This window comes from Streptomyces sp. NPDC051976, assembly GCF_040680795.1.
Taxonomy (GTDB): Bacteria; Actinomycetota; Actinomycetes; order Streptomycetales; family Streptomycetaceae; genus Actinacidiphila.
The window spans coordinates 1-25,371 of record NZ_JBFAXL010000034.1 but is presented as its reverse complement, the minus strand read 5'-3'; the positions used below and the strand labels follow the sequence as shown (position 1 = coordinate 25,371).

At 68.8% G+C, this 25,371-nt stretch carries 28 protein-coding genes and 3 pseudogenes; 16 read left to right on the top strand and 15 right to left on the bottom strand.

Going from position 1 to position 25,371, the window contains the following annotated elements; genetic code table 11:
• The first annotated feature begins 19 nt into the window (after positions 1-19).
• A complete protein-coding gene (locus tag AB0M29_RS28470; RefSeq protein ID WP_365387615.1) occupies positions 20-868 on the top strand; it encodes a LysR family transcriptional regulator in 849 nt (282 codons plus the stop codon).
• A gap of 292 nt (positions 869-1,160) precedes the next feature.
• Here AB0M29_RS28470 and AB0M29_RS28465 read toward each other — a convergent pair whose 3' ends face one another.
• Entirely contained in the window at positions 1,161-1,988 is an 828-nt protein-coding gene (locus tag AB0M29_RS28465) for an oxidoreductase (protein ID WP_365387613.1), read from the bottom strand.
• Positions 1,989-2,081: 93 nt separating this feature from the next.
• On the opposite strand from AB0M29_RS28465, the gene AB0M29_RS28460 reads away from it, so the two are divergent.
• Positions 2,082-2,540 carry a MerR family transcriptional regulator gene (locus AB0M29_RS28460; RefSeq protein ID WP_365387611.1) on the top strand — a complete coding sequence of 153 codons (459 nt, stop codon included), beginning with the start codon at positions 2,082-2,084 and terminating at the stop codon, positions 2,538-2,540.
• Positions 2,541-2,629: 89 nt separating this feature from the next.
• A complete protein-coding gene (locus tag AB0M29_RS28455; RefSeq protein WP_365387608.1) occupies positions 2,630-3,157 on the top strand; it encodes an ATP-binding protein in 528 nt (175 codons plus the stop codon).
• 292 nt (positions 3,158-3,449) lie between these two features.
• On the opposite strand, the gene AB0M29_RS28450 is transcribed toward AB0M29_RS28455, so the two are convergent.
• A complete protein-coding gene (locus AB0M29_RS28450) occupies positions 3,450-4,574 on the bottom strand; it encodes a glutamate--cysteine ligase (RefSeq protein WP_365387605.1) in 1,125 nt (374 codons plus the stop codon).
• A gap of 175 nt (positions 4,575-4,749) precedes the next feature.
• Here AB0M29_RS28450 and AB0M29_RS28445 point away from each other — a divergent pair, with 175 nt between their 5' ends.
• From AB0M29_RS28445 to AB0M29_RS28425, 5 genes are read left to right on the top strand one after another with little or no spacing between them, the layout of a single operon-like run.
• Complete coding sequence (locus AB0M29_RS28445) at positions 4,750-5,604, top strand: STAS domain-containing protein (RefSeq protein WP_365387602.1); 855 nt, start codon at positions 4,750-4,752, stop codon at positions 5,602-5,604.
• Positions 5,601-6,005 (top strand): STAS domain-containing protein, encoded by a 405-nt coding sequence (locus AB0M29_RS28440; protein ID WP_365387598.1) that lies wholly within the window; start codon positions 5,601-5,603, stop codon positions 6,003-6,005. Before AB0M29_RS28445 ends, AB0M29_RS28440 begins: the two co-directional genes overlap by 4 nt.
• Entirely contained in the window at positions 6,002-6,415 is a 414-nt protein-coding gene (locus AB0M29_RS28435; RefSeq protein ID WP_365387595.1) for an ATP-binding protein, read from the top strand. Before AB0M29_RS28440 ends, AB0M29_RS28435 begins: the two co-directional genes overlap by 4 nt.
• Positions 6,403-7,626: an ATP-binding SpoIIE family protein phosphatase gene (locus AB0M29_RS28430; RefSeq protein WP_365387593.1), complete on the top strand. Its 1,224-nt coding sequence runs from the start codon at positions 6,403-6,405 to the stop codon at positions 7,624-7,626. Before AB0M29_RS28435 ends, AB0M29_RS28430 begins: the two co-directional genes overlap by 13 nt.
• Positions 7,623-8,972, top strand: a complete 1,350-nt coding sequence (locus tag AB0M29_RS28425; protein WP_365387591.1) for a SpoIIE family protein phosphatase — start codon at positions 7,623-7,625, stop codon at positions 8,970-8,972. The genes AB0M29_RS28430 and AB0M29_RS28425 overlap by 4 nt, the downstream gene beginning before the upstream one ends.
• A 126-nt stretch (positions 8,973-9,098) precedes the next feature.
• On the opposite strand, the gene AB0M29_RS28420 is transcribed toward AB0M29_RS28425, so the two are convergent.
• From AB0M29_RS28420 to AB0M29_RS28375, 10 genes and pseudogenes are all read right to left on the bottom strand, one after another.
• Positions 9,099-9,548, bottom strand: coding sequence for an SRPBCC family protein (locus tag AB0M29_RS28420; RefSeq protein ID WP_365387589.1), 450 nt, complete (start codon positions 9,546-9,548; stop codon positions 9,099-9,101).
• Positions 9,549-9,720: 172 nt separating this feature from the next.
• On the bottom strand, positions 9,721-10,458 hold the full coding sequence (locus AB0M29_RS28415) for a GAF and ANTAR domain-containing protein (protein ID WP_365387586.1): 738 nt from the start codon (positions 10,456-10,458) through the stop codon (positions 9,721-9,723).
• Positions 10,455-11,228: a GAF and ANTAR domain-containing protein gene (locus AB0M29_RS28410; protein WP_365387584.1), complete on the bottom strand. Its 774-nt coding sequence runs from the start codon at positions 11,226-11,228 to the stop codon at positions 10,455-10,457. The genes AB0M29_RS28415 and AB0M29_RS28410 overlap by 4 nt, the downstream gene beginning before the upstream one ends.
• A 178-nt stretch (positions 11,229-11,406) precedes the next feature.
• Positions 11,407-12,456 (bottom strand): acyl-CoA desaturase, encoded by a 1,050-nt coding sequence (locus tag AB0M29_RS28405; RefSeq protein WP_365387581.1) that lies wholly within the window; start codon positions 12,454-12,456, stop codon positions 11,407-11,409.
• Positions 12,457-12,729: 273 nt separating this feature from the next.
• Positions 12,730-12,897: a hydrophobic protein gene (locus AB0M29_RS28400; RefSeq protein WP_365387579.1), complete on the bottom strand. Its 168-nt coding sequence runs from the start codon at positions 12,895-12,897 to the stop codon at positions 12,730-12,732.
• Between the two features lie 270 nt (positions 12,898-13,167).
• Positions 13,168-13,702: pseudogene (locus AB0M29_RS28395) on the bottom strand (ferritin-like domain-containing protein).
• Positions 13,703-13,857: 155 nt separating this feature from the next.
• Positions 13,858-14,343, bottom strand: a pseudogene (locus AB0M29_RS28390) (NADPH-dependent oxidoreductase).
• A 634-nt stretch (positions 14,344-14,977) separates the two neighbouring features.
• A complete protein-coding gene (locus tag AB0M29_RS28385; protein WP_365387577.1) occupies positions 14,978-15,919 on the bottom strand; it encodes an SRPBCC family protein in 942 nt (313 codons plus the stop codon).
• A 5-nt stretch (positions 15,920-15,924) separates the two neighbouring features.
• Positions 15,925-16,578, bottom strand: coding sequence for a histone protein (locus AB0M29_RS28380; protein WP_365387574.1), 654 nt, complete (start codon positions 16,576-16,578; stop codon positions 15,925-15,927).
• A 58-nt stretch (positions 16,579-16,636) separates the two neighbouring features.
• Positions 16,637-17,093, bottom strand: a pseudogene (locus tag AB0M29_RS28375) (Asp23/Gls24 family envelope stress response protein).
• 201 nt (positions 17,094-17,294) lie between these two features.
• Between AB0M29_RS28375 and gvpO the strand changes: the two are divergent.
• From gvpO to AB0M29_RS28335, 8 genes are read left to right on the top strand one after another with little or no spacing between them, the layout of a single operon-like run.
• Positions 17,295-17,618 (top strand): gas vesicle protein GvpO, encoded by a 324-nt coding sequence (gene gvpO, locus AB0M29_RS28370; protein ID WP_365387572.1) that lies wholly within the window; start codon positions 17,295-17,297, stop codon positions 17,616-17,618.
• Positions 17,619-17,657: 39 nt separating this feature from the next.
• Positions 17,658-18,122 carry a gas vesicle protein GvpJ gene (gene gvpJ / locus AB0M29_RS28365; RefSeq protein ID WP_365387569.1) on the top strand — a complete coding sequence of 155 codons (465 nt, stop codon included), beginning with the start codon at positions 17,658-17,660 and terminating at the stop codon, positions 18,120-18,122.
• Positions 18,123-18,125: 3 nt separating this feature from the next.
• Positions 18,126-18,866, top strand: a complete 741-nt coding sequence (locus AB0M29_RS28360; RefSeq protein ID WP_365387567.1) for a GvpL/GvpF family gas vesicle protein — start codon at positions 18,126-18,128, stop codon at positions 18,864-18,866.
• A 1-nt stretch (position 18,867) separates the two neighbouring features.
• The gene (locus tag AB0M29_RS28355; protein ID WP_365387565.1) at positions 18,868-19,116 is read left to right on the top strand and encodes a gas vesicle protein GvpG; all 249 of its coding nucleotides are present in this window, start codon (positions 18,868-18,870) and stop codon (positions 19,114-19,116) included.
• Positions 19,113-19,484 (top strand): gas vesicle protein, encoded by a 372-nt coding sequence (locus AB0M29_RS28350; RefSeq protein ID WP_365387563.1) that lies wholly within the window; start codon positions 19,113-19,115, stop codon positions 19,482-19,484. Before AB0M29_RS28355 ends, AB0M29_RS28350 begins: the two co-directional genes overlap by 4 nt.
• Positions 19,481-20,317, top strand: a complete 837-nt coding sequence (locus tag AB0M29_RS28345; protein WP_365387562.1) for a GvpL/GvpF family gas vesicle protein — start codon at positions 19,481-19,483, stop codon at positions 20,315-20,317. Before AB0M29_RS28350 ends, AB0M29_RS28345 begins: the two co-directional genes overlap by 4 nt.
• Positions 20,301-20,531 carry a gas vesicle protein gene (locus tag AB0M29_RS28340; protein ID WP_365387560.1) on the top strand — a complete coding sequence of 77 codons (231 nt, stop codon included), beginning with the start codon at positions 20,301-20,303 and terminating at the stop codon, positions 20,529-20,531. Before AB0M29_RS28345 ends, AB0M29_RS28340 begins: the two co-directional genes overlap by 17 nt.
• Entirely contained in the window at positions 20,528-20,812 is a 285-nt protein-coding gene (locus AB0M29_RS28335) for a gas vesicle protein K (RefSeq protein ID WP_365387558.1), read from the top strand. The genes AB0M29_RS28340 and AB0M29_RS28335 overlap by 4 nt, the downstream gene beginning before the upstream one ends.
• Positions 20,813-20,828: 16 nt before the next feature.
• Here AB0M29_RS28335 and AB0M29_RS28330 read toward each other — a convergent pair whose 3' ends face one another.
• From AB0M29_RS28330 to AB0M29_RS28320, 3 genes are all read right to left on the bottom strand, one after another.
• Positions 20,829-22,592, bottom strand: a complete 1,764-nt coding sequence (locus tag AB0M29_RS28330) for a thiamine pyrophosphate-dependent enzyme (RefSeq protein WP_365387557.1) — start codon at positions 22,590-22,592, stop codon at positions 20,829-20,831.
• A 13-nt stretch (positions 22,593-22,605) separates the two neighbouring features.
• A complete protein-coding gene (locus tag AB0M29_RS28325; RefSeq protein ID WP_365387556.1) occupies positions 22,606-24,186 on the bottom strand; it encodes an FMN-binding glutamate synthase family protein in 1,581 nt (526 codons plus the stop codon).
• Between the two features lie 68 nt (positions 24,187-24,254).
• On the bottom strand, positions 24,255-25,106 hold the full coding sequence (locus tag AB0M29_RS28320; protein ID WP_365387554.1) for a SigB/SigF/SigG family RNA polymerase sigma factor: 852 nt from the start codon (positions 25,104-25,106) through the stop codon (positions 24,255-24,257).
• Between the last annotated feature and the right edge of the window lie 265 nt (positions 25,107-25,371).

Sequence of the window (25,371 nt, the reverse complement as noted above, 5' to 3'; positions counted from 1 at the left end):
CAAATGGAGGTGCCAGACCGTGGAGTCCCGCCCGCTGCGCTACTTCGTCGCCGTCGCCGAACAACTCAACTTCGCCCGCGCGGCAGAACAACTCGGCATCTCCGCCCCGCCCTTGTCGCGCGCCATCCGAAACCTGGAATCGGAACTGGGCGTCACCCTCTTCGAACGCACCACGCACAGCGTCACGCTGACCCCGGCCGGCACCGTACTGCTCGCGCAGGCGCGCACCGCACTGGACGCCCTGGAGGCGGCCGGGCGCCGGGCACAACGCGCGGCCGAGCCGAAGCTGGTTCTCGCCGTGAAGGCCGACGGCGACGGGGGCCTGCTGGAGTCCATCCTCGTCCGGTACGCCGCCGAACCTGCGGCCGAGCCGGTCGCCATCCGCCTCTCCGGCTGGCGCGACCAGCCCGGCCTGCTGCGCCGGGGCGAAGCCGACGCGGCCCTGATCTACGAACCGTTCGACCGTACCGGCCTCGATACGGAGCCGGTGGCTGTCGAACGCCGCCGGGCCGCTCTCCCGGCCAACCACCCGCTGACCGCCAGGGACCACCTCGCTCTGGCCGACCTCGGTCTCCCGCGCACCGAGCACGACGCTCAGGGATGCCTGGCCCGCCACCTCGACACCATCGTCGACCGGTACGCGATCCAGGACCTCGCCCAACTGCTGAAGCTCGTCGAACTCGGAGACATCGTCACCCTGCTCCCGGAATCCGTGTGCACCCGATACCCGCGTCCGGGCATCGCGTACCGTGACGTCCCGGACGCACCTCCGGCCACCTTGTCGATCGCCTGGCCCCAACAGTCCCGTTCCAGGGCGACTGCGGCGCTGGTCCGCGTAGCGACGTCGGTGGGCGCAGCGCACACATAGTGGTGCAAGCCATCGAGGGCTGGAAGCGTTGCTGGGCCCGCGGCAGTGGGTTGCGGGGGGCCTGCCCTATATGTATCGCCGCGGGGGCCCGGCGGCGATACCCGTCGGGTCCCACCGTCAGGCCGCCGCACCCATAGTGGTGCCAGAGGTCCGGGGCCTGGGCAGCCGTGGTGTGCACCCGGCCCATCCTGGCGGCCGCCGGTCCCCACCCGTGCCGGTACCAAACCGCACCCGGATCGAGTCAACACCCGTCAGCACCTCCCCCTCCCCCAGGGCTGCCGCCTTGTGAGACTCACATGGCCGTGGAAAGTGCGACGTCGCGCCATTGGTCGAGTTCACGTCGCACCAGCTCCAGCTTCGCCTCGACGCGCTCGACCGCGTCCGAGCCCAACTGCAGGCGCAGCGGCGGCTCGGCGACCTCGGTGACGTCGACGATGGCTTTGGCTGCCTTCACCGGATCGCCTGGCTGGTGGCCGTCGCCTTGGGCCAGTGCCTCGCGTACCGGCCCCGCTCCGGCGACGTAGTCGACGATGGCGGCTGGTTCGACCTGGAGGCTGGAGCCGTTGAGGAAGTCGGTGCGAAAGCCGCCCGGCTCTATGATCGTGACGCGGATCCCCAGTGGGGCCAGCTCGCCGTGCAGTGCCTCGGAGATGCCCTCGAGGGCGAATTTCGACGCACCGTACAGGCCCGCCGCCGGAACGGTGGCGAAGCCGCCCACGGAGCCGATGTTCAGCACATGCCCGGATCGCTGCGCACGCAACGTCGGCAGAGTCGCCCGCAACGTGTTGAGCACGCCGAACACGTTGACGTCGAACAGATCCCGGACCGCCTTGTCAGAGGTCTCCTCGATCGCGCCCACGAGGCCGTAACCGGCGTTGTTGGCCACGATGTCGAGCCGGCCGAACTCCGCCAGGCCGGCCTCCACCGCAGCCGTCAACTGTCCCGGTTCGGTCACGTCCGCGTTCACCGCCAGCAGCCCGTCCGGCTTGTGCGGATGCGCTTCGAGGACCGCCGACGCGTCCCTCGCCGTAGCGATGACGCCATGTCCCCGATGCAGCGCCTCACGGGTGATCTCCGCGCCGAGCCCACGCGATGCCCCAGTGACAAACCAAACGCTCATGTTCTCCCCGATTCCGATCGCCGATTGGCCAACGCCTCCACGCTAGAAACTAGAGTCGGGTCTAGATCAAGAGCTGTGTGACGGGAGTCGCTCATGGACCTGAGTATCGGTGAGGTGGCGGAGCGCAGTGGGCTGAGCGTTCACGCGCTGCGCTTCTATGAGCGGGAGGGCCTGTTCCCCAACCCGGTCCGCCGCCTGTCCAACGGCCGTCGGATCTACCACGAGGAGGATCTGGAGTGGCTGGCGATCTGCACGAAGTTGCGCTCCTCCGGCATGTCACTGGCGACGATCCGGCAATACATGGAGCTGGTCGGTCAGGGCCCGGGAAACGAACATGAGCGCCTGGAATTACTGCGCCGGCACGAGCACCGTGTGGAGGCGCAGATCCGAGAGCTGCAAGAGACCCTGGACGTGATGCGGCACAAGGTCAGGATCTACGAGGACCACGTTCACCGCGGCGACGCCGACAGGCTCTGGAACCCGTCCCATCCGGACACGGAAGCTCAGAGCACCACTCACCAGGAGTGCCATCCGCGAGAGGGTCGGAGGTGAGCTGATGTCGCTCCCCCGACCACCCCCGCGTCTTCGGAGTACCCCTCGTGTTGAGGGATAGGAGTAGTGGGACGAAGGCGGCGGTAGTGATGGACGCGGTGCCGACGAGCGACGGGGGCTCGACGGATGACGCCCATACGTTGCGGGCCTCTGTTGCCCTGGACGGGGGCGGGGCCTGCATCGCCCAGGCCCGCCGATTCGCCACCGACTTCCTGTCCCAGGCACAGGACACCTTTGGGGTACCGGTGGCCGCCCGCACCTCGGAGCTGACACCGCTGATGGTCAGCGAACTGGTCACCAACGCCTGCAAGTACGCTCCCGGCCCCGTACTGATGGACTTGCAGATCACCGGCGGCTTCCTGGAGATCACGGTCTGGGACTCGGACCCGGTGCTGCCGGCGGCCCGGGCTGCGGATGCGCAGCGGGTCGGCCAGCATGGCCTGGAGATCGTGATGGCCGTCGCCGTCGGCTTCGAGGTGCAGCGCGAGGTGGTCGGCAAACGCATCACCGCTCGCCTGCCCCTGACCGAGCCCGGCCCGAAAGCCGGCGCCCAGGCCGCGGACAGCGGCAGGCCACCGGGTGCGGTCCCCACCAGAAACGGGACACAACCCACTTGACCTCATCCGGCGGTCGGTGTCCACAACAGTCCACTCCGCCCACCGATCCCGTACCGACGACGCCACCCCCGACCGGCGCACCAGGTGCCGGTACAGCGGCTCAGTCCTGCCGGGACCTACACGCGCGTGCACGCGCTCGGGCCCGGGCACGTCGCCGGGGTACCGCTGATACGCCTGGCGCTCGCGGCGGACGCGCGGCGCGGCCGGGCCGCCGTCAAACTGCTCGTCATCGGGTGGTCACTCCGCTCCTGTGCCGTCTCCCGCTACCCCTCGCCCGAGGGCGGCGTCCCGTTCAGGCGGCGGCATCGCCGCTGGCTTCCCTGGGCGCGACGAGAGCGAGCAGGCCGTTCAGACCGCCTTCGGCAAGGGCCTTCCGCTGCCGGGCGGCGCCCGTCCCGCTGTCGAGCAGCCGGTGGGCGCCCTCGGTGATCCGGTCCAGGTCGCCCAGGTCCTCCAGTGCCGGGCCGATGTGGTCCAGCAGGGCGCCGATCACGTCCGCTGCCGGGGCCGGAATGCCGCTGGGCGGGTGGACCAGGGTGCCGCCCAGACCGTGCCGGGCTGCGTGCCACCCCGCGGCGCGCAGCACGCTGCCCGCCGGGTCGAGCGGCGGTGTTTCGGCGCGGGCCTCGCGCAGCCCGGTCATCACCAGGCCGCGGGCGATCCCGGCGAGGGTCACCGTGCTCGCGGTGTCGAGCTGCACGTCGGGTGCGCGCACCTCAAGCGTCGGATAGGTCTCGGAGAGCCGCGCGTGCCAGTAGATCTGCCGTCGGTCCGGTATGACTCCGGTGGCCAGCAGCGCGTCGACCCGCTGCTCGTACTGCTTCTCGTCGGCGGTGAAGGGCGGTGAGCCGCTGACCGGCCAGCGGCCGAAGATCACGGTACGCCAGCCCGCGAACCCGGTGTCGCGGCCCTCCCAGAAGGGCGAGTTGACGCCCATCGCGACCAGCACCGGCAGCCAGGGCCGTACCCTGGCCAGCGCGGCGGCCCCGGCCGAGCGGTCCGGCACGGCAACATGGATGTGCATGCCGTTGATCAACTGCTCATCCACCAGCCGGGCGGCGTCCACCCGCATCTCCCGGTAGCGGGCCTTCTGCGTCACCGGCACGACCTCGTCCGAGGCCAGCGGCGCGCCGCCGGTGGCCGCGAGGCGGCATCCGGCGGTCTCCGCCGCGGCGGCCACGGACTGCCGGAACCGGTCCAGATGGGCGGTGACGTCCGCCAGGTCCACGCAGATCGGTGTGGCGGCCTCGACCTGCGCCTGGAGGAGTTCGTTGTCGACCTCCCCGCGGTCCAGTACGGGTTCCAGACGAACAGCGGCCTGAACGCGCGCGGCCCAGGGCGCGGGCAGACCGGCCTCGTCGAGCAGGAGGTACTCCTCCTCCACGCCGAGGGTCAGTGGGGAATCCGTAGGAGTCATGGTTCCCTCCTACCCCCCGCCCGCTGATGTACCTCGGCGGCCACCACCGAGCCGCCTTCCCTGGTCACAAGCCGTATAGAGGCCACCGCACCCAACAAGCGGGGCCGCCTCGCTCACCCTGATGGCCTAGTGTTCGAGGGTGGGATCGATTGATCCCCGCTGAGGAGGATGCCCCGTGGCCGGCAAGAGCGTTTCCGAGCGATTGATCGATCTGCTGTCGGTCCGGGGTGAGGATCTGGGCGCCCAGTGGGCGCAGAAGGTCACCGGCTCGCTGGGCGGGCGGGTCAGCCGTTCCGAGGTCGAGCGGGAGCTGCAGGAGATATACACCGCGTTGGTGGCCGCGCTCGGCGCGGGCACGGTGGACGGGCATGATGAGGCGTTCGGTGAGGTGCGTGCTCTGCTGACGGAGCTGTCGCGCAACCGGGCGATGCAGGGCTTTTCTCCTACCGAGACCGCGGTGAGCGTGTTCTCCCTCAAGCAGGTCCTGGAGCCGGAGCTGGCCGGCAAGGACACAGACGTGCAGGCGTACGTGCGGTTCGCCGCGCTGCTGGACACGCTCGGTCTGTTCACCATCGAGGTCTACACCCGTACCCGCGAGGAGCTGATCGCGGCTCAGGCCGAGCAGCTGCTGGAGCTGTCCACTCCGGTGGTCAAGTTGTGGGACGGGGTGATCGGTGTCCCGCTGGTCGGCACGCTGGATTCGGCGCGGACCATGGTGGTGATGGAGAAGATGCTCCAGGCGCTCATCGACACCGGCTCCGAGCAGGCCATCATCGACATCACCGGTGTGCCCGCGGTGGACACCGAGGTGGCCCAGCATCTGCTGAAGACTGTGGTGGCGGCCCGGCTGATGGGTGCCGAGTGCACGATCTCCGGCATCCGTCCGCAGATCGCGCAGACCATCGTGGCTCTGGGGATCGACTTCGGTGACATCGTCACCAAGGCCACGCTCGCCGATGCTCTGCGGCACGCGCTGCGCCGCTCCGGTGTCGCCCTGTCCCGTACGGCGCCTCAGGCCGCTGCCCTGTGAGCGGGCAGGTCCCCGTTCTGCGGATCGGGCAGGTACTGCTGGTTTCCATCCAGACCGACTTGGATGACCAGGACGTGATGCGACTCCAGGACGACCTGGCCGCCGCGGTGGTGAACAGCGGTGCTCACGGAGTGGTCATCGACATCACCGCCGTGGAGATCGTCGACTCGTTCGTGGGGCGGATGCTGTCCACCATCGCCTCCCTGTCCCGGTTGCTGGACGCGCAGACCGTCGTGGTGGGCATGCGGCCGGCCGTCGCCATCACCCTGGTCGAGCTCGGCCTGTCCCTCGGCGGCGTACGGACAGCCCTGACCTTGGACAAGGGCCTGCGGATGCTGGGACACGACAGTGCCGGGCACGGCTTGGAGGGAACTGTGCCGGATGCCGCAGCGGACGCATGAGCGGCCCCTCCCGTACCCCGGAGGTACTGGAGATCACGTCCACCGCAGGGGTGGTGCAGGCCCGTCAGCTGGTGCGCGGACTGGCCCAGGAGTGCCGGTTCTCCCTCGTGGAGCAGACCAAGCTGATCACCGCTGCCAGCGAACTGGCCCGCAACACCCTCGTCCACGGCGGTGGCGGCACCCTGACCGCCTCCGTAGTGGAGAAGACCGGGCGGCGCGGCGTACGGCTGGTCTTCGCCGACCGCGGGCCCGGTATCGCGGATCTGGAGCTGGCACTGACCGACGGATGGACCTCGGGCGGCGGCATGGGGCTGGGGCTTTCCGGATCCAAGCGACTGGTCGACGACTTCGTCGTGGACACCGCCGTCGGTGAAGGCACCACCGTCACCGTCACCAAATGGGCCCGATGATGACCGCCCGCCCGCTCCCGCTGGCGGACTGCGAGGACGTGGTCTGGTTCCGTGACGGTCCAGGCGCCGCTCGCGGCACGGCCGCCACGCTGGGCCGGCGCATAGGGCTGGGCGACCAGCGCACCGCCGAACTGGTCCTGGCCGTCGCCGAACTGGCGGCCAACCTCACCAAACACGCCACCGACAGCTCTATCCTGCTGCGCGTTCTGCGTCGGCGTCCTGAACCCGGAGCCGACGTGGTGGCCGGTGTGGAGGTGATCACCGTCGACGGCGGCCCCGGCATGGCCGATGTCACGGCCGCTCTGCGGGACGGCATGTCGACCACCGGCACCCTGGGTATCGGCCTGGGCGCGGTCCAGCGGTTGGCCGACACCTTCGACATCCACTCCCAGCCGGGCACCGGCACCATTCAGCTGGCCCGCTTCTGGCCACGCTCTGCTCCACCCGCATCGACCATCGAACCGGCCGTCGGGGGCATCACCAGACCGATCAGTGGCGAGCAGGTCTGCGGTGACGCCTGGGCCGCACGCGCCGACAGCGGCAGCGGCGATAGGGCAGCCCATCCCCCGCGCACATCACCCGCCGATCCGGGCCCGTCCGCCACAGGCGGCCCCGACTGGTCCGCTCTGACCGGCACAAGGAAGCCGCGGACGTACACAGGCGTACGTCCCGGCGCCAGCGCGCCGGTGGACGCCGCCGTACCGGGGCCGGGTGAAGGTCTGCTCGTCATGTCCTGCGACGGGCTGGGCCACGGCCCCCTGGCCGCCCTGGCGGCGCAGGCGGCCGTGAACGCCTTCCGTACCGGGACCGGACGCACACCCGAGCAGGTGATGGAGGAGGTGCACCGGGCGCTGCGCGGCACCCGCGGCGCCGCCGTGGCCATCGCCCGCCTGGAGCCCGACGGACGGGTCCTGTTCTGCGGCGTCGGGAACATCACCGCCGCCCTGGTCAACTCGACCGGCCGCGTGAACCTGCTGTCCCATCCAGGAATCGCCGGCCACAAGATGCACCGGCTGCGCACCCAGGAGTACCGCATGCCGGCCCAAGGGAATCTCGTGATGCACTCCGACGGGCTCAGCGACCGCTGGGGCGCCGCAGACCTGGCCGGCCTGCTGGACCACCCGCCCGCGGTGATCGCCACGGGCCTGCTGCGCGAGGCAGGAACCCGCCGCGACGACGCCAGCGCGGTGATCGCCAGGGCGCCCCGGTGAACCCGCCTGCCCCAGGGAACCGCGCCGCCCCGGCGTCCCTCCTGGCCACCTCGATCAGGACCCAGCAGGACGTGTTCGCGCTGCGCCGCCACGCCAAGACCGTCACCGAAGCCCTCGGCCTCGACAACCGCGACCAGGTACGGCTGGCCACCGCACTGAGCGAACTGGGACGGGACTTGCTGCGCCCCGCAGCAATGACCGCGCTCTTCAGCGTGCAGCAGGAGCCGGCCGTCCTCCGCACCGTGCTGTGGTGGGACGACGACCGCGCCCCCAGCCAGGAGTCACTGACGGCCGTCACCCGGCTGCTGCCCCAGACCCGCTACGAACCAGCCTCCGCGCGGCCCGGAGCCGCCTCCGGCGGGCGCATCGAGATCACCTGCCCGATCCCCGCGCTCGTGGCCCGGGACCTGAAAGTCGAACAGGTCCGCTCCCTCCTGGAAGCCGCCAGCCCGGCCAGCGCGTTCGACGATCTCCAGGCCCAAACCCGTGACCTGATCGCGTCACTGCAGGAAGCTCACACCCAGCGCGACGAACTGGAACGTCTCAACGAGGAACTGACCGAGACCAACGCCGGAGTCATGGCGATGTACGCGGAACTCACCGTCGAACACAAAGACGTCGTGGAACGCTTCAGCCAGGAACACGAACTCGCCCTGACCTTGCAGCGCACCTTCCTGCCCACCACTCTCCCCCAGACCCCCGGCGCCGAACTCGCCGTGCGCTACCTGCCCGCCGCGGCCACCGCCGAGATCGGCGGCGACTTCTACGAAGCCGTCACCACCCGCCAAGGGCTCCTTCTCGCCGTCGGCGACGTGGTCGGCCACTCCCTGCAAGCCGCCGTGGTCATGGGCGAACTCCGCCACGCCCTGCGCGCCTACGCCGCCCAGGACCACCCCCCGCACACCCTGCTGCAGCACCTGGACCACCTGCTGGGCCTGCACCAGCCCGGATGGACCGCCACCGTCTGCATCGTCCTCGTCGAACCCGGCAACACGCGCCTCCACATCGCGAACGCCGGCCACCTCCCCCCACTCCTGCTCACCCCCGACGGCACACATCGCTATCTGAACGAACACGGCCCCCTGCTGGGCCTGGGCCTGCCCCAACCCCCAGCAACCGTTCACCTCGTGGAACCGGGCAGCCGACTCCTCATGATCACCGACGGGCTCATCGAGACCCGCGACACCACTCTGGACGATCGCCTCGCGCTCCTGGCGGCCACCGCCGCAGCCGGCCCCGGAGAACCGGAGGCCCTGTGCGACGAACTCCTCGACGCCTTCGGTACCGAGCCCGAAGACGACATCATCATCTTCACCGCTCGTCTCAACCCACCCCGCCAGCCCTGAACCAAGCGACCCCGGCAGGACGTCGTGCGCCCGCCTACCGACGGAGACGGACCGCGGCGGTAGCAACACACTGGCCCCGCACCCCCGGGCGGGGAGGCGGGGCCGGTGAGGCGACGGGCGGGCGGGTCAGACCTGGCCGCGCCAGGCGCCGTCCGCGGTGCCGCGGGACTCGATATACGTCTTGAAACGCCCCAGGTCGCCCTTGGCCTGGCGACGGACGAACCCGAGCTTGTCAGCCACGGTGTCCGCGATGCCCTGAGGGTCGTGCTCGAGCTGCAGCATGACCTTGGTGCGGGTCGCGCCCAGACGGTGGAAGGTCACGACCCCGGCCTGCCGGACCTCCCCGGCCACAGTGGTCCACGCCACCCGCTCGTCAGGGATCTGCTCGGTGATCTGCGCGTCGAACTCCCGGCGCGCGCCGTCGACCGACGTGACCCAGTGGGTCAGGGTCGGTGTCCGCTGCTCGATCCGCTCCACCCCCTCCATGAACTGGGGGAACTGCTCGAACTGCGTCCACTGGTTGTACGCCGTGGTCACCGGCACCTCGACCTCTACGGACTCCTCCACTGAGGACATGATCCAACTCCTCCGGTACTGCTCGGGAACTGCGTACCCCAGTTCGCGTGCCCGCCCAGCAAACATCGACACACCTGTCCCGCGCCGGAGCCGACAACAGCGAAGATGGAGCACGCGGGGCGACGGGCACCGGGGCACCGGGGCACCGGGGCACCCAAGCGATCCGATCGTTCTAGGGGTGCGGGATCTGGTCGGAGTCGAGCGTCTGGTCGATGATCTGGCGGGCGCAGTGCGAAACCCGCAGCTGCTGGTCGCGAGCGTAGGCGCGCAGAGCTTTGTAAGCCGCCTCGGGACTGCCCGTCCAGCGCTCGGCGAGAATCCCCTTGGCCTGTTCGATGACGATACGGGTGGAGAGTGCGTGCTGAAGCTGCGTCTTTTCCCGCTGCTCCTGGCCGAGGTCGCGTTGTTGGAGTAGGGCGATGGTGGCGACGTCGGCCAGAGCTTGGGCGAGTGATGCGTCCTGCGGGCTCAGCGACTGCCGGCTGGTGTGGAAGAGGTTCATGGCCCCGACAGCGCGGTCACGCAGGCGAAGCGGGAAGACATGACTGGTCTGGAATCCGCTCCCACGGGCGTGTTCGGCGAACGCGCGCCACGCCCCGGTGGAGACGGTATCGCGCAGATCGATGTTGTGGCGCGCCGTGCGCGTGCGGTAGCAGTCCAAGCAGGGACCCTGGTCGTGCTGGACGGCAAAGAGCTCCAGCAGATGGGTGTTCTCGTCGGATGCCGCGACGGTGTGCAGGAGCCCCTGCTCGTTGGCGAGGAGGATGCCTGCCGCAGACACGTCGAGCAGGCTGACACAGTGGGCGCACAGTTCCTCGAGGAACTCGATGAGGTCGAAGTCATCGATCAGGGAGTCCGCGACCTGCACGAAGACATCTGACACTTGCTGCTCGCGGGACATGGCTGTCATCCTCTCGGCTCCTTGGGTGGATCGGGCTCGGCACTGTCGTCGTCCAGGCGAAGCCGGCGGGACACGACGTCCTGGGCGGCATCGATGATGGACCGGTCATGACCGTAGGCGTAGGCGCGCAGCCGGAGCAGCGCTTTGCCGAGGGGTAGCGCGAGCTGCACGCTGATCATGCCGGTGGCCTGGTGGACGACGGCGCGGTGGAGCTCGCCGTCCGACTGCTGGTCCAGCCAGTCGTCGAATCGCCTGCCCTCGCCGCCGAGGAACTGGACGGTCAGAGCCGCTGCGAGACCGAGTGCGTCGTCCATTTCCTGGCCGGTCATGGGGCCCGGGCGAGCACGCACGGCGGTGAGGACGCCGACCGTGATACCACCGAGGGCCAGGGGAAGGCAGAAGACCGCCTGGATCGGCAGGTGGGCCATCGCCGGGATGAGGGCGGGCCATCTCCCCGGACCTACCGCCGCCACATCGTGTTCCAGCACCGACTGCCCTGTGCGCAACGCGTCCGGCCCCGGGCCCTCGCCCAAGGCGAACTGGAGATCATCGAAGGAGGTACCCGTTTCGCCCGACGACCACAGCTGCTCGGTGATCTGGCCTTCGACCGCCAGGGACACCACGAGATGATCCATACCGAGCAGCGATACGCACCCGCCGTGGAGCCCTGACCCGCGTTCCGAATGCAGGACCCTCAGGATCTCGGTCATCTCAGAGCTGAGCACCGGCGGCCACCCTTCGTCCTCATCGTATCGGCCGAGGCGTCCGTCGATGCTCACACGGCGTCCTTGCACTGTCGCTGTTCGATTGTGCGGGACCGATGGCGCAGGAGAACGCTCCCACTCCGGGCGAGCAGGCAGGCGGGGCGGGCATGCGGGCCGAGCGTGGATTCGGTCGTTCAGCCGCGACGACGGCCCGATCGCAGGTCGCACCTGCGGGCGGCCCGCTCGGGCACAGCTACGCGATGGCGGCGGTGCCCTTGGGGCGCCGCAGGGGAGCTCCGGCCTGGTGGAGGCTGGCGAGCGCCTGTCGGTAGGAGGTGAGGAGGCCGGTCTCCAGGTACGTCACACCCAGCTCCTCGCAGTAGCGGCGGACGATGGTCTGGGCCTTGCGCAGGTGGGGGGTGGGCATGCTGGGGAACAGGTGGTGCTCGATCTGGTAGTTCAACCCGCCGAGCGCGATGTCGGTGAACCATCCGCCGCGCACGTTGCGGGAGGTGAGCACCTGGCGGCGCAGGAAGTCCGGGCGGTCCTTGCCTGTGAGGATGGGCATGCCCTTGTGGTTGGGGGCGAAGATCGATCCGAGGTAGAGGCCGAACAGGCACTGGTGGACGGCGAGGAAAGCGACGGCCGTCAAAGGCGGCAGGGCCAGGAACAGAGCGGTCAGATAGACCGCGCAGTGCCCGACCAGCAGCGTGCCCTCCAGTCGGCGGGCCTTCAGGGACCGGTTGGCCAGGGCTCGCAGCCCGGAGACGTGCAGGTTGAAGCCTTCGAGCATGAGCAGCGGGAAGAACAGGTACGCCTGCGAGCGCCCGAGCACCCGGGGCAGTCCGGTGGCGACGCGCGCCTGCTTCTGGGACCACACCAGCAGATCGGGGATGAGATCCGGGTCCAGTTCCTCGTGGTTGGGGTTGGCGTGATGGCGGGTGTGCTTGTCCTGCCACCATCCGTAGCCCATGCCGATGCCCGCGTTGCCGGCGATCCGCCCGGACATCTCGCTGGCCTTGCGCAGCCGGAACACCTGGCGGTGGGCGACATCGTGGGCGACCAGGGCGACCTGTCCGAAGACCACGGCCAGAAACGCGGCCACCGCCAGCGTCCACCAGCTCGCGCCGAGCAGTACGAACGCGGTCCAGCTACCCGCGTACAGGGCGCCCACCGCGGTGATCCGGGCGGCGTAGTAGCCGGGGCGGCGGGCCATCAGGCCGTGGTCGGCGATCTGCTTCGACAGCCGTGCGAAGTCACTCCCGGTCGTCTGCTCGGGACTGACGGAGGTATCTGCAATCACGGACGCGAACCTTTCGGTGGACGGCACCGGGGCATTCGGCTCCGGGCTCACTCCACGCAGCCGTCAACGCGGGGTCACGGCGAGGGCCGCCGCGTTGGAGGACGACGGCCCTTGAAGGTTGCGAGAGTGCCAATGCTACTCCCCGAGGACACGACGTGATGGGCGACCTGCCCCAGGTGAGCGTCGAAGTGGCCTGATCGCGCGGTGTATCAGTGCGTCGTCCGGGCGGTCGTGCGTTCTTCCCCATGGCGTGAGGCTGCTGTCGCCTGGCCTCTACCAGCGGTACCAGCGGGACCTGCCGGAGCCGGACCTGTCTCGGAACAGAAACCCGAGCAGCCACAGGACCAGCGCGGCCACAGCAATCCACCACAGGATGTGAAGGGCGAATCCGGCGCCGAAGAGCACCACGATGATGAGCAGGACGAGCAATAGAGCGAGCATGGCGTTCACCTTCCCGAAATGCGGCTTCCCCGGTTCGCGCCGACCATGCACGTCTCCGATGCGATTGTGCAGGTCGGGCGCCTCCGGGCAACCGATCCGCACTGCGCCGGGCCCCTTCCGCAAGCCCACGCGGACGAGGCGCACGAGCGTCCAAGGAAGCCATCCGGAGTGAGGACCGGCGCTGAAGCTGGCAGGATCCGGGGGCGCCACGCCGTACACCGGTCGACGTGTGGGGCGCGGGCGAATGCCCGTCGACGGTGGTGACTTCGTTCAACCGGCCAGCAGGTCGGTGAGGTCGTCGGCGTGCTCTTCCTCCTCTTCGAGGATGGTTTCGATCAAGCGACGGGTGGTGGGATCGTGGTCGCCGAGCCAGCGAGCGATCTCCTGGTCAGGTGGAGATCACGATCCGTTCGGCGAGCAGGTTGTGCTCCAACATCGCCTTCAGATCGGTGTCATCCGGCGTGGTGTAGTCGGTGTGGGCACGCTGGGCGAGTGTGGCAGGGTCGAAGTCGGGCTCGCCGCCGAGCTGCGAGATGCGTTCGGCGGCGCGCAGGCCGTGCTGCATCTCCTGAGCGGCGTGCTCGGTGAACTCGGCGGCGACTTGCGCGCGGTCGATACCGCTGGCGCTGATGGCGTGGCGGGTGTAGCGCAGCCAGCACACCACCTCGGTGGCGACGACGTCGTTCAGGACCTCGATCACCTTGGCCGTATCCAGACCGTAGGTGCCGGTGACAGCCCCGTCGGTCATCTTCTGACGGGCCTCGTCGCGGATTCGCGTCACGTCGATGACGAAATCGTCGGCCACCGGGCACTCCCTGCTCTCGGGTCGGCATGCTCTCCCGCACGTCTTCCCGAACCGACTTCCCGCTAACGTTGCCGCGGCCGGGGCCACCTGTTCGCAGTAGACCGCAGGAAGCCGACCGGTGCCGATCTGCCACCCCAGGGCATGCCGCCAAGGGGTCAGTTCGCCGCGTAGGGGGCTCCGCGCAGACAGCGCGCGAGGTGGGGCGCGGCTGGCTGCCCGGGTGGACGTCATCGAGGCCATCGAGTCCGGGGGGCTTCCCCGACCCAGTACGTGACCACGCCGGGAGCCAGCGAGAAACCCACGTCGTTGGGGGCCTAGAACAGATCGGCGCTCACCTTGTGCGCGCCGTACTCGTTGCCGACCACGCAGACGGCGGCGACCTTGCCGTACGTCAGCGGGCGGCCCTCGTCGTCGGACTGCGACAGTTCGCCGTCGAGCCGTACCAGAATGCGCTGGGCCATCCTGGAGGGATGGCCCAACCAGATCGCGGTGGACAGGGCCAGGATGTCGGCGGCCATGACCTTCTCGTGGATGGCCGGCCAGGCGTCGCCCTCACCCATGTCGATCTGCACGCCAGGACGTACGTCGTGAAGGTGCGAGCTGGAGCGGCGGGGGGACGGGTTGATGGCAGGAGTGGACATGATGACCAGGCCCGCCACCGATCCGTGAGTGGGAGACCTGCTGCACGTCCAGGTGCAGGGCCGCCGCGCCATCGTCGCCGACGGTACCGCGACAACACGTACATCCCCCGGCCACCCAACGGGTCCCGGCAGTGGCCTGTCGATTCGGAACCGCCCACGATCCACGAGCGCCTGGAGAACCGGCCCTCGTGGGCGCCCATGGACGTCCGCCCGCATACGGGTACCTGGAGGAGCTGCTGGAGTGAGATGATCAGCCCCTTCGGCGAGACTCCGCTGTTCGGCTGTCGCGTCTGGGCAGCCAACCTGATCTGCAGACACGACCAGGGCCCACGAGACCCCTGGACGCTAGTACACGCCTATCCCTTGTCGTCCTGCGTGGCCCATACGGCGGTTTCGCGCCACCGTTCCGCTTGCACTTCGTGGCGATGCCGCCGGACAAGCCGGGGACCACGACCGGCTGGGTCTCCGTGTCGAGCTGGAAGAACGATGCGTGCGGGCCGTCCCATCGCACGACATAGATTGCGTATCCCGTATGGACGCCGAACCCGCCCACCTCGCGGCCTGGCCAGTGGCCGAATGATCGACCCGCAGTCGGTGTGCGGCAAACGTCGCTCGGGTACCGGTCGGATCTTGCTCAAGTCGCTTCTTCGTCTTCCTCGTCCGGCTCTTCCTCGTACTCGTCGTATTCGCCTTCGTCCTCCAGTTCCTCTCCCTCCTCCGGCTCCTCGCCCTCTTCCAGCTCTTCCTCAGGTTGGTCGTCCTCGAGCCCTTCCTCATGGCTCCGGACGACTTCCCCGTCGCGGATCTCGCCGCGCCAGCCTTCGACGTCCTCGTCGTCGGTGAGGGTGGCGTACCGCTGGAAGTGCTTGAGGTCCAGGCGAAGTCGGCGTCCCTGGGCACGCCAGATGTTGCCGGTCTTCTCGAAGAATCCGGCCGGCGTGTATTCCACGACAGCGACAATCCGGGTCAGGCTGGGGGCAAGCTCGTGGAAGGTAATGGCGCCGCGCGTCGACCCTTTGGCACCTTCGGATGTCCAGAGGATGCGGTCGTCGGGGACCTGCTCCTGCACTGTCGCCTTCCAACTGCGGTTGGAAAAGGCGACCTTGAGCTTCCAGTCGCTCTCGATCTCATCCGACTTGGACACACTGTTGACGCCCTTGGTAAAGGAGCTGAACTCCTCTATCTCGGTCCAGCGGTCGTAGACCTTACGCAGGGGTTTGCCCACGTCAATGACTTCCACAATGTTGATGACCTTGGTGCTGCCTGATGTGCCGCCCCCGCCGCCGAAGGCGCTCTTGACCGTGTCCACGGCCTTGTCCTTCATCGCACCGGCCTTCTCGCCCACGAATGCCTTCGCCGGACTCTCGCCGCCGAGCACCCGCTTCCCGATGCCCAGGAGACCCCCGCCGTCCCCGTCATCCGAGTCCCCAAGACCCTCCGCGAGATCCGAGAGCTTCCCGCCAGCGGAATCCAACATCCGCTGCCCCCGGGCACCGACGTAGGCGGACAGTTGCTCCTTGACCTGATCGAGACCGGACGCGCTCTTCTCGGTGGCGCCGCTCTTCTCCTTGCCCATGAGAGCTACCTCCTCCGCCCGTCACGGCGCGCCGGCTTCTTCGCAGCAGCCTTCTTCGGCGGCGGCTTTTGGGCTGCGGTCTTCTTGGCTGCGCTCTTCTTCGCGGGCGCCTTCTTGTCCGCAGTCTTCTTCGCAGGCGCCTTCTTAGCGGGTGTCTTCTTCGCAGGTGCCTTCTTCGCCCCCGGGCGTTTCGCCGGACGACGGCGAGGACGCTCCTCTTCCGCGGGCTCCTCCTCGTACTCCTCTTCTTCGGGCTCCTCCTCGTCCTCGGGCTCGTACTCCTCGTCCTCGTCCTCGGGCTCGTACTCCCCCTCGGGTTCCTCTTCCTCGTCCTCTTCGTCCGACCCTTCAAGCAGGGCCTCGGTCCGTCGCTGGAGGGCATCGGCGAAGGCTTCGAGGCGACGATTCGCCGTCGCCGAAAGCGCTGCGCGCCCTACCTCAAGTACTTCACCCCGCGCCTGCTTCACCAGAGGCGCTATCGCAGGGTTCTCCGCCAACTTGCGGGTGCCCAGCGCGAGGGCTGCCCGTGGGTTGAGAGGCAACTGCTGCCCCGCGACGAGTGAAGCGACCCCCAGGGCGAACTTGCCCTTCTTGGTCCGGCCAAGGACATAGCCCACGGCCACGGCTGCGCCAAGTGCGACCTTCTTGCTGTTTTCCATGAGTGCCTCGAAGTGCTAGGAAAAAGGGGGCGTTCCCTTGGACGCGGCGAGAACGGTGCTACGAGACCTTCTCGCTCCGGTCACCGTCGGCCGCGTCGTCGCGTTCGTCATCCGAGCCGGGCAGGTAAACGTCGAGCAACTTGATGTTGATCTCTACGACCTCCAGACCGGTGATCGTCTCCACCGCGTCCGTCGCCCGCGAGTGAATCTCCTTCGCAGCGTCAGCGATGAGTTCGCCGTATTCCACGATCACGTCCAGATCGATCGCGGCCTGTTTTCTCGCCGACTACGACCTTGACTCCCCTGCTGAGATCCGACGACCTGGACATCCTGTCCCGTACCGATCCCAGCGCCCGCGAGGCGCTGCCGCCCAGCGCATAGATTCCCTCGGTCTCACGGGCCGCAATGCCTGCGATGGTGGCGACGACGTTGTCCGCGATGGTGGTCGTGCCGCGTTGTCCCCCGCCGTTGCCCGTGCCGAGAGCGGTACTGGCGCTGATGTCGGTGCTGGCCATCGAAGCTCCTCCAGCGAAGAGGGGGAAGTGTCCGCGAGCGGCAAGAGGCAGCTCAGCGAGCGCTGACAGGCATCGCGGCTTGCCTTCTCCTTCCAATGTCCTCCAGCCCGGAGCAAGCCGCCATTCGGGTGGTCGCCAACCGCAACCCGTTCGGTCCATCACCGCATGCGGTGCGCCTGCACCGTCAACAGACTGGCGACCATGGCAGAGCAGCGTGCCGGGCAAGCCCGGTCCTCCCGATCCACCCGTACCTCCGCGGGCAAGGAGCAGGTGAAGGGGGCGGAGGAGGCGGCCGAACGCGCGGCCCAGAGCCTGAGAAGGCTGATCAGGCACAGGACCGAAGGCGTCTCCGCTGTCTCGCGGACCGACGAAGGCTGGCACGTCGATGTGGATGTGCTCGAACTGCCGCGCATCCCCGACACCACCAGTCTGCTCGCCACATACGAAGTGGACATCGATGAGGACGGCTCGCTGCTGGAATACCGAAGAGTCCGTCGCTACCGCCGCGGTCAGGCGGACACATGACCTCCGGCACCGAAGCCAATCCCGAGAGACGGTCATCCCATGAGTACATACAGTGAGGAGGTTGTCCGCGTTCCGCGCGCCGGCAGCCTCTATGACGTCCTGGAACTCATTCTCGACCGCGGCATGGTCATCGACATCTTCGTGCGGGTGTCGCTGGTCGGCATCGAGATCCTGAAGATCGACGCACGGATCGTCGTCGCCAGTGTCGACACCTACCTGCGGTTCGCCGAAGCGTGCAATCGGCTGGACCTGGAGAACGATACGAGCAGCAGGACAGTGCCCGAACTGTTCGGCGGTGGCTCCCTGGCGAAGAGTGCCGGGAAGGCCGGGGCGAAGAAGGCCGCGCATTCCGTGGGCGACAAGATCAAGAAGGCTGTCGGCGCCGGCGGGGACGACGATGACGAGCAGGTGGAGGAAGAGGAGGAGCGCCCGCGCAGGTCAAGGGCCTCCCGCTCCGGGAGCTCCGAAAGCACACGAACCCGCCGCCGCAAGGAGGAGCGCTAGTCCATGTCTGCTGCAGGCATCTATGTGTATGGCATCGTGGGCGGCGCCCACCCGCTCCCTCCCGGTACCTGTGGTGTCGGCGACCCGCCGGCGCCGGCGCGGCTGCTGGCCGCTGAGGACCTCGCCGTCGTGGTCAGCACCGCGCATCCGGGACTCAGGGCCCGGCGACGCGACCTGATGGCACATCAGGGCCTGCTCCTGGCACTGGCCGAAGCCGGACCCGTGCTGCCGATGCGCTTCGGCATGGTGGCACCTGACGAGGCCACGGTGCTGGCGAGCGTCGCCCCGCGCCGAAGCGAGCACGTCGCGGTTCTGGAACGATTGGACTCCCGTATCGAGATGAATATCAAGATCACACCGGTGCAGGACAACCTGGCCGCACTGGTCCGTGAGGACCCGGTGGTCCGGGGGATTCGCGAGGAGACGCGCCGTCACCCCAGTTACGAAGCCAACGTCCGGCTCGGCGAGGCCGTGGCAGCAGGCCTGCGACGCAGAGCCGCGCAGGCAGCGGCCCTGCTGCCTGCCCAGCTCGCCGGGACCGCCGACGACATGTGTCCGGGGCCGGACGTGGAAGGCTGCGTCATGAACGCCTCCTTCCTCGTTCCGCGCCACAAGGAGCGACGTTTCCGCGACGTCGCCGAGCGGTTCGCCGCTGACCATGTGGACCGCCTCGACCTGCGGGTGACCGGACCGCTCCCCTGCTACAGCTTCGTGGCTCCGGAATCCGTCACGGTCAGGACCTGAGATGGGTCTGCTCTCCGGTGTGCTGCTCCTTCCCCTGGCACCGGTACGCGGCGTGGTCTGGATCTCCGATCGGCTCATCGACGCGGCCGAGGCGGAGCTCTACGATCCGGCGGTGATCCGCGAGCAGCTCGCCGAACTGAGCCGCGCCTTGGACGACGGTGAGATCGACCTCGCGCGGTTCGAGCGCGAGGAGGACAGGCTCCTCGACATTCTCGAGAGGAAGTCCCCGCTACCTGGAGTGATGCTGTGACGGATCTGGACAGCTGGAGTGCGGAGCCCCGGTCTCACGCGCCCGCCACGGCCAACCTGGCCGAGATCCTGGAACGGGTGCTGGACAAAGGCATCGTGATCGCCGGGGACATCAAGATCGACCTGCTGGACATCGAGTTGCTGACCATCCGCCTGCGGCTGTTCATCTCGTCGGTAGAGACCGCGAAGAAGGCCGGCATCGACTGGTGGGAGACCGATCCCGCACTCTCCTCGCGCGCCGCTCACGACGCATTGGCCGAGGAGAACCGCCGGCTGCACGAGCGGATCGAGGCGCTGGAAGGCGACGACTCCCAGGAGGCCCACAGCTCGCGCCAGCCCGGCGCCAGAGGGGAACTGCGCCGCCGATGACCTCGACCCCGCACCACTCGCACACAGCCGACGCCAACGGCTCCTTCGTCACCTACGCCTTCGCCGTGTGCCGGTCGGATCACCCAGGCAACCTCACCTCCGTCCACGGGCACGCCGAAGGTGGTCCGCTACGCCTGCTGGCGATCGGCCCACTGTGCGCCGTGGTTCAGGACGTCCCGGCGGCGCGGTTCTCCGAAGGAGCCCTGCGCGAGCGGCTCGGCGACGCGGCCGAACTCGAACGGTGCGCACGCACCCACCATGATGTCGTCACCGCCGCTGCCGCGAGCGGCCCCGCCGTGCCGATGCCGCTGGCCACCCTCTACTTCGGCGACGAACGGGCGCGCGCCGCCATCGGGGAGAGCCGGGAACGCTTCAGCACTGCGCTGGAACACATCACGGATCGGACCGAATGGGCCGTCAAGGTCCACCTGACACAGGGCTTCACGACGGTCCCGGAGTCGGCCGCACCGGGGCCGGGGCCTCGGCAGACCTCAGGCCGTGCCTACCTGGACCGCCTGCGCAACCGCCACCGCCTACGCGAGCAGCACCGGCAGAACGCCCTGGCCGCGGCCGAGCAAGTGGACATCGCGGTGCGGGAACTCGCAGTCGGTACGGTACGTCGCCGACCGCACGGCTCCGAGGTCACCGGCAAGGACCGCACCCAGATCATGAACGCCGCCTACCTGATCGACAAGGACAGGACCCAGGAACTGGCGGCCACAATCGAGCGGCTGCGTGCGTCCGCAGAATTCCATGGCATCGAGATCTGTGTCTCCGGCCCCTGGGCCCCCTACTCGTTCACGGACGGAGGAGACCTTGCCAGCCACCCGTGACCCCGTTCCCTGGCAGGACCCGGAAGCGGTGGCCCCCATCGGCGTTCCCCTGGTCGACCTGCTCGACAGGGTGCTCGGTACGGGTGTCGTCATCAGCGGAGATCTCGTGATCGCCATCGCGGATGTGCCTCTGATCCGCCTCTCCCTGCACGCCCTGTTGGCATCCGTCAGCGAGCGCGTCCCTGCCCCGTGGGCCGACAGCGGGCCCCTGTGAACGACACACGGCTGGACATCGACCCACACAGCGCGAGCCGGGATCTGGCCTCGCTGGTGCTGACCGTTGTGGAACTGCTCAGGCAACTGATGGAACGCCAAGCGATCCGGCGCTTCGACAGCGGCGAGCTGACGGAGGAACAGGAAGAGCGCGTGGGGACCACCCTGATGCTTCTCGACCAACGGATGACGGAACTCTGTGAGCTGCACGGTCTGCGCCGCGAGGACCTCAACCTGGACCTCGGCCCCCTCGGGACCCTGCTGTCGCACGAAAGGCGGTGACTGGCGAGTGCCCCCATCAGTCCGCCTGGCCGTCGCCGCTGTGGCTGCGGACGAACTCCTTCATCTTGGCGACGGCGAAGCCCCAGCCTTGTTCGACGGTGGGCTTGGCGGGAACGGCCACTTCGTCGGGGTTGGTGAGCACGTCGAGGAGGACGGGACCCGGGGTGGCGAAGGCGGTTCTTACGGCGTCCTCCACCTTTGCCGGGTCGGTGACTCGGATGCCGGTGATGCCCATGGCGGTGGCGACCGCGGCGAAGTCGGGGTTGTCCAGGACGGTGCCGAACTCGGGAAGACCGGCCTGCTCCTGTTCGAGCTTGACCATGCCCAGGCGCCGGTTGTCGAAGACCACGAGCTTGACGGGCAGAGAGTGCGTCTTGAGCGTCAGCAGGTCGCCGAGCAGCATGCTCAGGCCGCCGTCGCCGCAGAACGCCACGACCTGCCGGTCCAGGTCGAGACACTGGGCGCCCAGGGCGTGGGGCATGGCATTGGCCATCGAGCCGAGGTTGAACGAGCCCAGCAGCCGACGCGAGCCACGCATCTCGACGAACCGTGACAGCCACACGGTGGCCATCCCGGTGTCGGAGGTGAAGATCGCGTCCTCGGCGGCGGCCCGGTCCACCGCAGCGGCCAGCGCCTCGGGCCGGATGCCGTGTTCGCGGTTGTCCAGTGCCGAACGCAGCCGTCCGGTCAGCCCCTTGTCGTGCCCCGGAGAGGCGAGCCGGGCCTGTCCCTCGCGCCAGGAATCGAAGCGGGCGCGAGCCTGCTCCAGGTGGGCGCGGTCGCGGGCGCCGTCCGACCCGGGTTCCCTGGCGGTCAGTTGGGTGAGCAGTTCACCCACGGTGGCGCCCACGTCGCCGACCAGCCCGATCTCCACCGGGACGCGGCGTCCGATGTGCGTGGCTTCGGTGTCCACCTGAATGACGGTGCGGCCTTTCGGATACCAGTCCCGGTACGGGAAGTCGGTGCCCAGCAGGAGGAGAACGTCGGCGTCCTCCAGGGCCGAAGCCGCCGCGGGGTTGCCGATCAGGCCGGTCTGGCCGACCTGGAAGGGGTTGTCACCTTCCAGGCCCTCCTTGGCCTTCAACGTGAGCACCATGGGTGCCGCGAGACGGTCGGCCAGCGCCAGGACGTCCTCGCGCGCCGCGCGGGAACCCTTACCGACCAGCAGGGTGACGCGGTCGGCCCGGTCCAGCAGCGCGGCGGCTCTGCGGACGGCGCCCACCTCGGGCCGGGTGGTCGGGGAGGTGAGGGAGAACCGGGCCGGGCGGTCGTCTGCCAGTTCGCGGTCGCCGATGTCGCCGGGAACGGTGAGGACCGCGACACCCTTGCGTCCCAGGGCGTTGCGTACCGCGGTCTCCAGCAGGAGAGGGAGCTGGTCCGGTGAGGTGAGGGTCGCGCGGAAGACCGCGACGTCGCTGAAGAGCGCGTCGTTGTCGACCTCCTGGAAGGTGTCGCTGCCCAGGTCGGTCAGCGGCACCTGGCCGGCGATGGCGAGGACCGGCGTACGGCTCTTCGCCGCGTCGTACAGCCCGTTGAGCAGGTGGATGGAACCGGGGCCGACGGTGCCCATGCACACCCCGAGACGCCCGGTCAGCTGGGACTGGGCACTGGCGGCGAAAGCCGCGGCCTCCTCGTGCCGGCAGCCCACCCACTGCACGTCGTCGGTGGTGCGGATGGCGTCGGTCAGCGGGTTGAGGGCGTCTCCGACGACACCGAACACCTGGCTGACGCCGAGTTCGCTCAGTGCGTCCACGATGACGCGGGCTACGGTTCGGGCCACGAGGTCCTCCGGCTCAGATGGTGAAACGGTCGGGGTCGGCGGCTGCCCAGTCGGCGGCCCATGACGCGGGCGGCTCGGCCAGCAGCTCGCCGGGAGACAGCCAGTCGTACAGCTCGTCGTAGGCGCGCACGGTCTGCGGGTCGGTGCGTCGCCGAAGCATGTGCGGGCTCAACTCGGCGGGATCGGTGACCCCCATCGCCGCCATGATCTGCAGGGCGCTGGCGACGGTCGACTCCTGGAGGCGCCGGACCCGCTCCGTCTTGTCCGGCACGTCCAGGGCCCGCGCACGGCGCGGATCCTGCGTCGTGACGCCGACGGGACAGGTGTTGGTGTGGCAGCGCTGGGCCTGAATGCAGCCGACGGCGAACATCATGGCCCGGGCGGCGTTGCCGTAGTCGGCACCCTGCAGCAGCCGCTTGACCAGGTCACTGCCGGTGGCGATCTTGCCGCTGGCGCCGATCTTGATGCGATCACGCAGCCCGGCGCCCACCAGAGCGTTGTGCACGGTGATGAGGCCCTCTGTGAGCGGTGTTCCCACGTTGTCGGCGAATTCGAGTGGTGCCGCGCCGGTTCCGCCCTCCGCGCCGTCCACGATGATGAAGTCGGGCGCGGTGCCCTCTTCGATCATCGCCTTGCACACCGACAGGAACTGGCCCCGCGAGCCCAGACAGAGCTTGAAACCGGTCGGCTTCCCGCCCGACAGCTCCCGCATCCGGGCGATGAACCGTACGAGTTCGCGGGGTGTGGAGAACACCCGGTGGTAGGGCGGTGAGACGACGGTCTGCCCCTGGGGGACGTCCCGTACCCGGGCGATCTCCGCGTTGACCTTGGCACCGGGCAGCACTCCGCCGATACCCGGCTTGGCGCCCTGCGAGAGCTTGAGCGACACGCACTTGACGTTCGCGTGGGCCGCCTTCTCCGCGAACTCCCCGGCATCGAAATCCCCGTCGCGGGTGCGGCAGCCGAAGTATCCCGTACCGACCTCCCAGACCAGGTCGCCGCCCGGTCGCAGGTGGTACTCGGAGATACCGCCCTCGCCCGTGTCGTGCGCGAACCCGCCGGCCGCGGCTCCACCGTTGAGAGCGAGGATCGCGTTCGAGGACAGCGAACCGAAACTCATCGCTGAAACGTTCAGCAGCGCCATGTCGTAGGGCTGCGTGCAGTCGGGACCGCCGATCCGCACCCGCGGCGGCTGCTCCGGCACCGGCCGCGGCGCCATCGACGGCACCAGGAACTCGTGGCCGGGCACATACACGTCGACCTCGGTGCCGTAGGGCTCCTCCGCGGCCGTGCCCTTCGCCCGCTCGTACACGATGCTGCGCACGTCACGATCGAAGGGCCGCCCGTCGAAGTTCCGCTCGATGAAGTACTGCTGCAGTTCCGGCCGGATCCTCTCCAGCAGGAAACGGGCATGCCCGATGACCGGGTAGTTGCGCAGCACCGAGTGGCGCCGCTGTACGAGGTCCCATACCCCCAGCAGGGCCAGCGCCAGGAAGGGCACCGCCCCGACCCACCACCATGGCGAGACCGCCAGCGCGGCGCCCACCGCCCCCGCTGCCACCAGCACTCCCGCGGCGACCAATCCGGTTCTCATCACGCTCCGCGTCTAACCCAGGCAGGCGTTTCCATGCCCGATGGGCGGGCCACGGCCAGGCAACCCGCCTAGCGGTCGGTGAGCAGTCCTGTCCTGAGTTTGGCGAGCGCTGTGTTCAACAGACGTGAGACGTGCATCTGGGAGCAGCCGAGCCGGGCGCCGATCTCGCTCTGAGTCATGTCTTCGCCGAAGCGAAGCTGGAGGATGCGACGCTCACGGGTGTCGAGTTCTTTGAGCAGCGGAACGAGTGCCTGGATGTCCTCGACCAGTTCCATGCGGGGATCACAGGCGCCGAGAACATCGGCATAGGAGCGGCCTTCCCGCTCCTCGCTGTCGCCCGCGGTGGCGACGTCGAGGGAGCCGGCCATGTAGCCGTTGGCGGCGACCATGCACTCGATGACGGCGTCCTGGCTGATCTCCAGATAAGCCGCGTACTCCGCGATGGTGGGCGTGGTATCGGAGGCGGTGGTGAGGTGGTCGCGGGCCTTGGCCAACTCCAGCCTCAGCTCCTGCAGACGCCGGGGTACGTGAACGGCCCAGGTGGTGTCGCGGAAGTGACGCTTCATCTCGCCGAGGATGTACGGAATGGCGAAGGTGGTGAACTCGGGCCCGCGGCCTACGTCGAATCGGTCGATGGCTTTGATCAGTCCGACCATACCGACCTGGACGACGTCCTCCATCTCCTGCTGGCCGCGACTGCGGAAGCGCCGGGCGCTGAACCGCACCAGGGACATGTTCATCTCGACCAGCGTTCCGCGCGCGTAGCTGTACTCCGCGGTGCCCTCTTCGAGACTCCGCAACCGTTCGAAGAACAGCTTCGACAACTGGCGTGCGTCCTTCGGAGTAACCCTTGCCGCGCTTTCGATCAGGGGCAGATCGCCGTTTGCGTGGTGGGCCTGAGCGGAGGGTGCGGCGACCATTGACAACATGGACACGTCAGGTGCCTGCTTCGATTCGATCTGATCAGGAGGTTCGTGTGACAAGGCCTTCACCCGCTCAAGCCGTACGGTCAGTGACCGCCGGGGGCAGGGGCGTCTCCACAAGCGTAGACCTCCCCTCTACCTGATAGCTAGGCCCGGCAAGGGGCACGGGGCGTCGGAGACGTGACGTCCCCTGCGGGCGGAGCGGCGAGGCGAAACTCATCGGGCGTCCCGCCGGGGGTGGAGCCGGCGGGGCGCCCGGGGT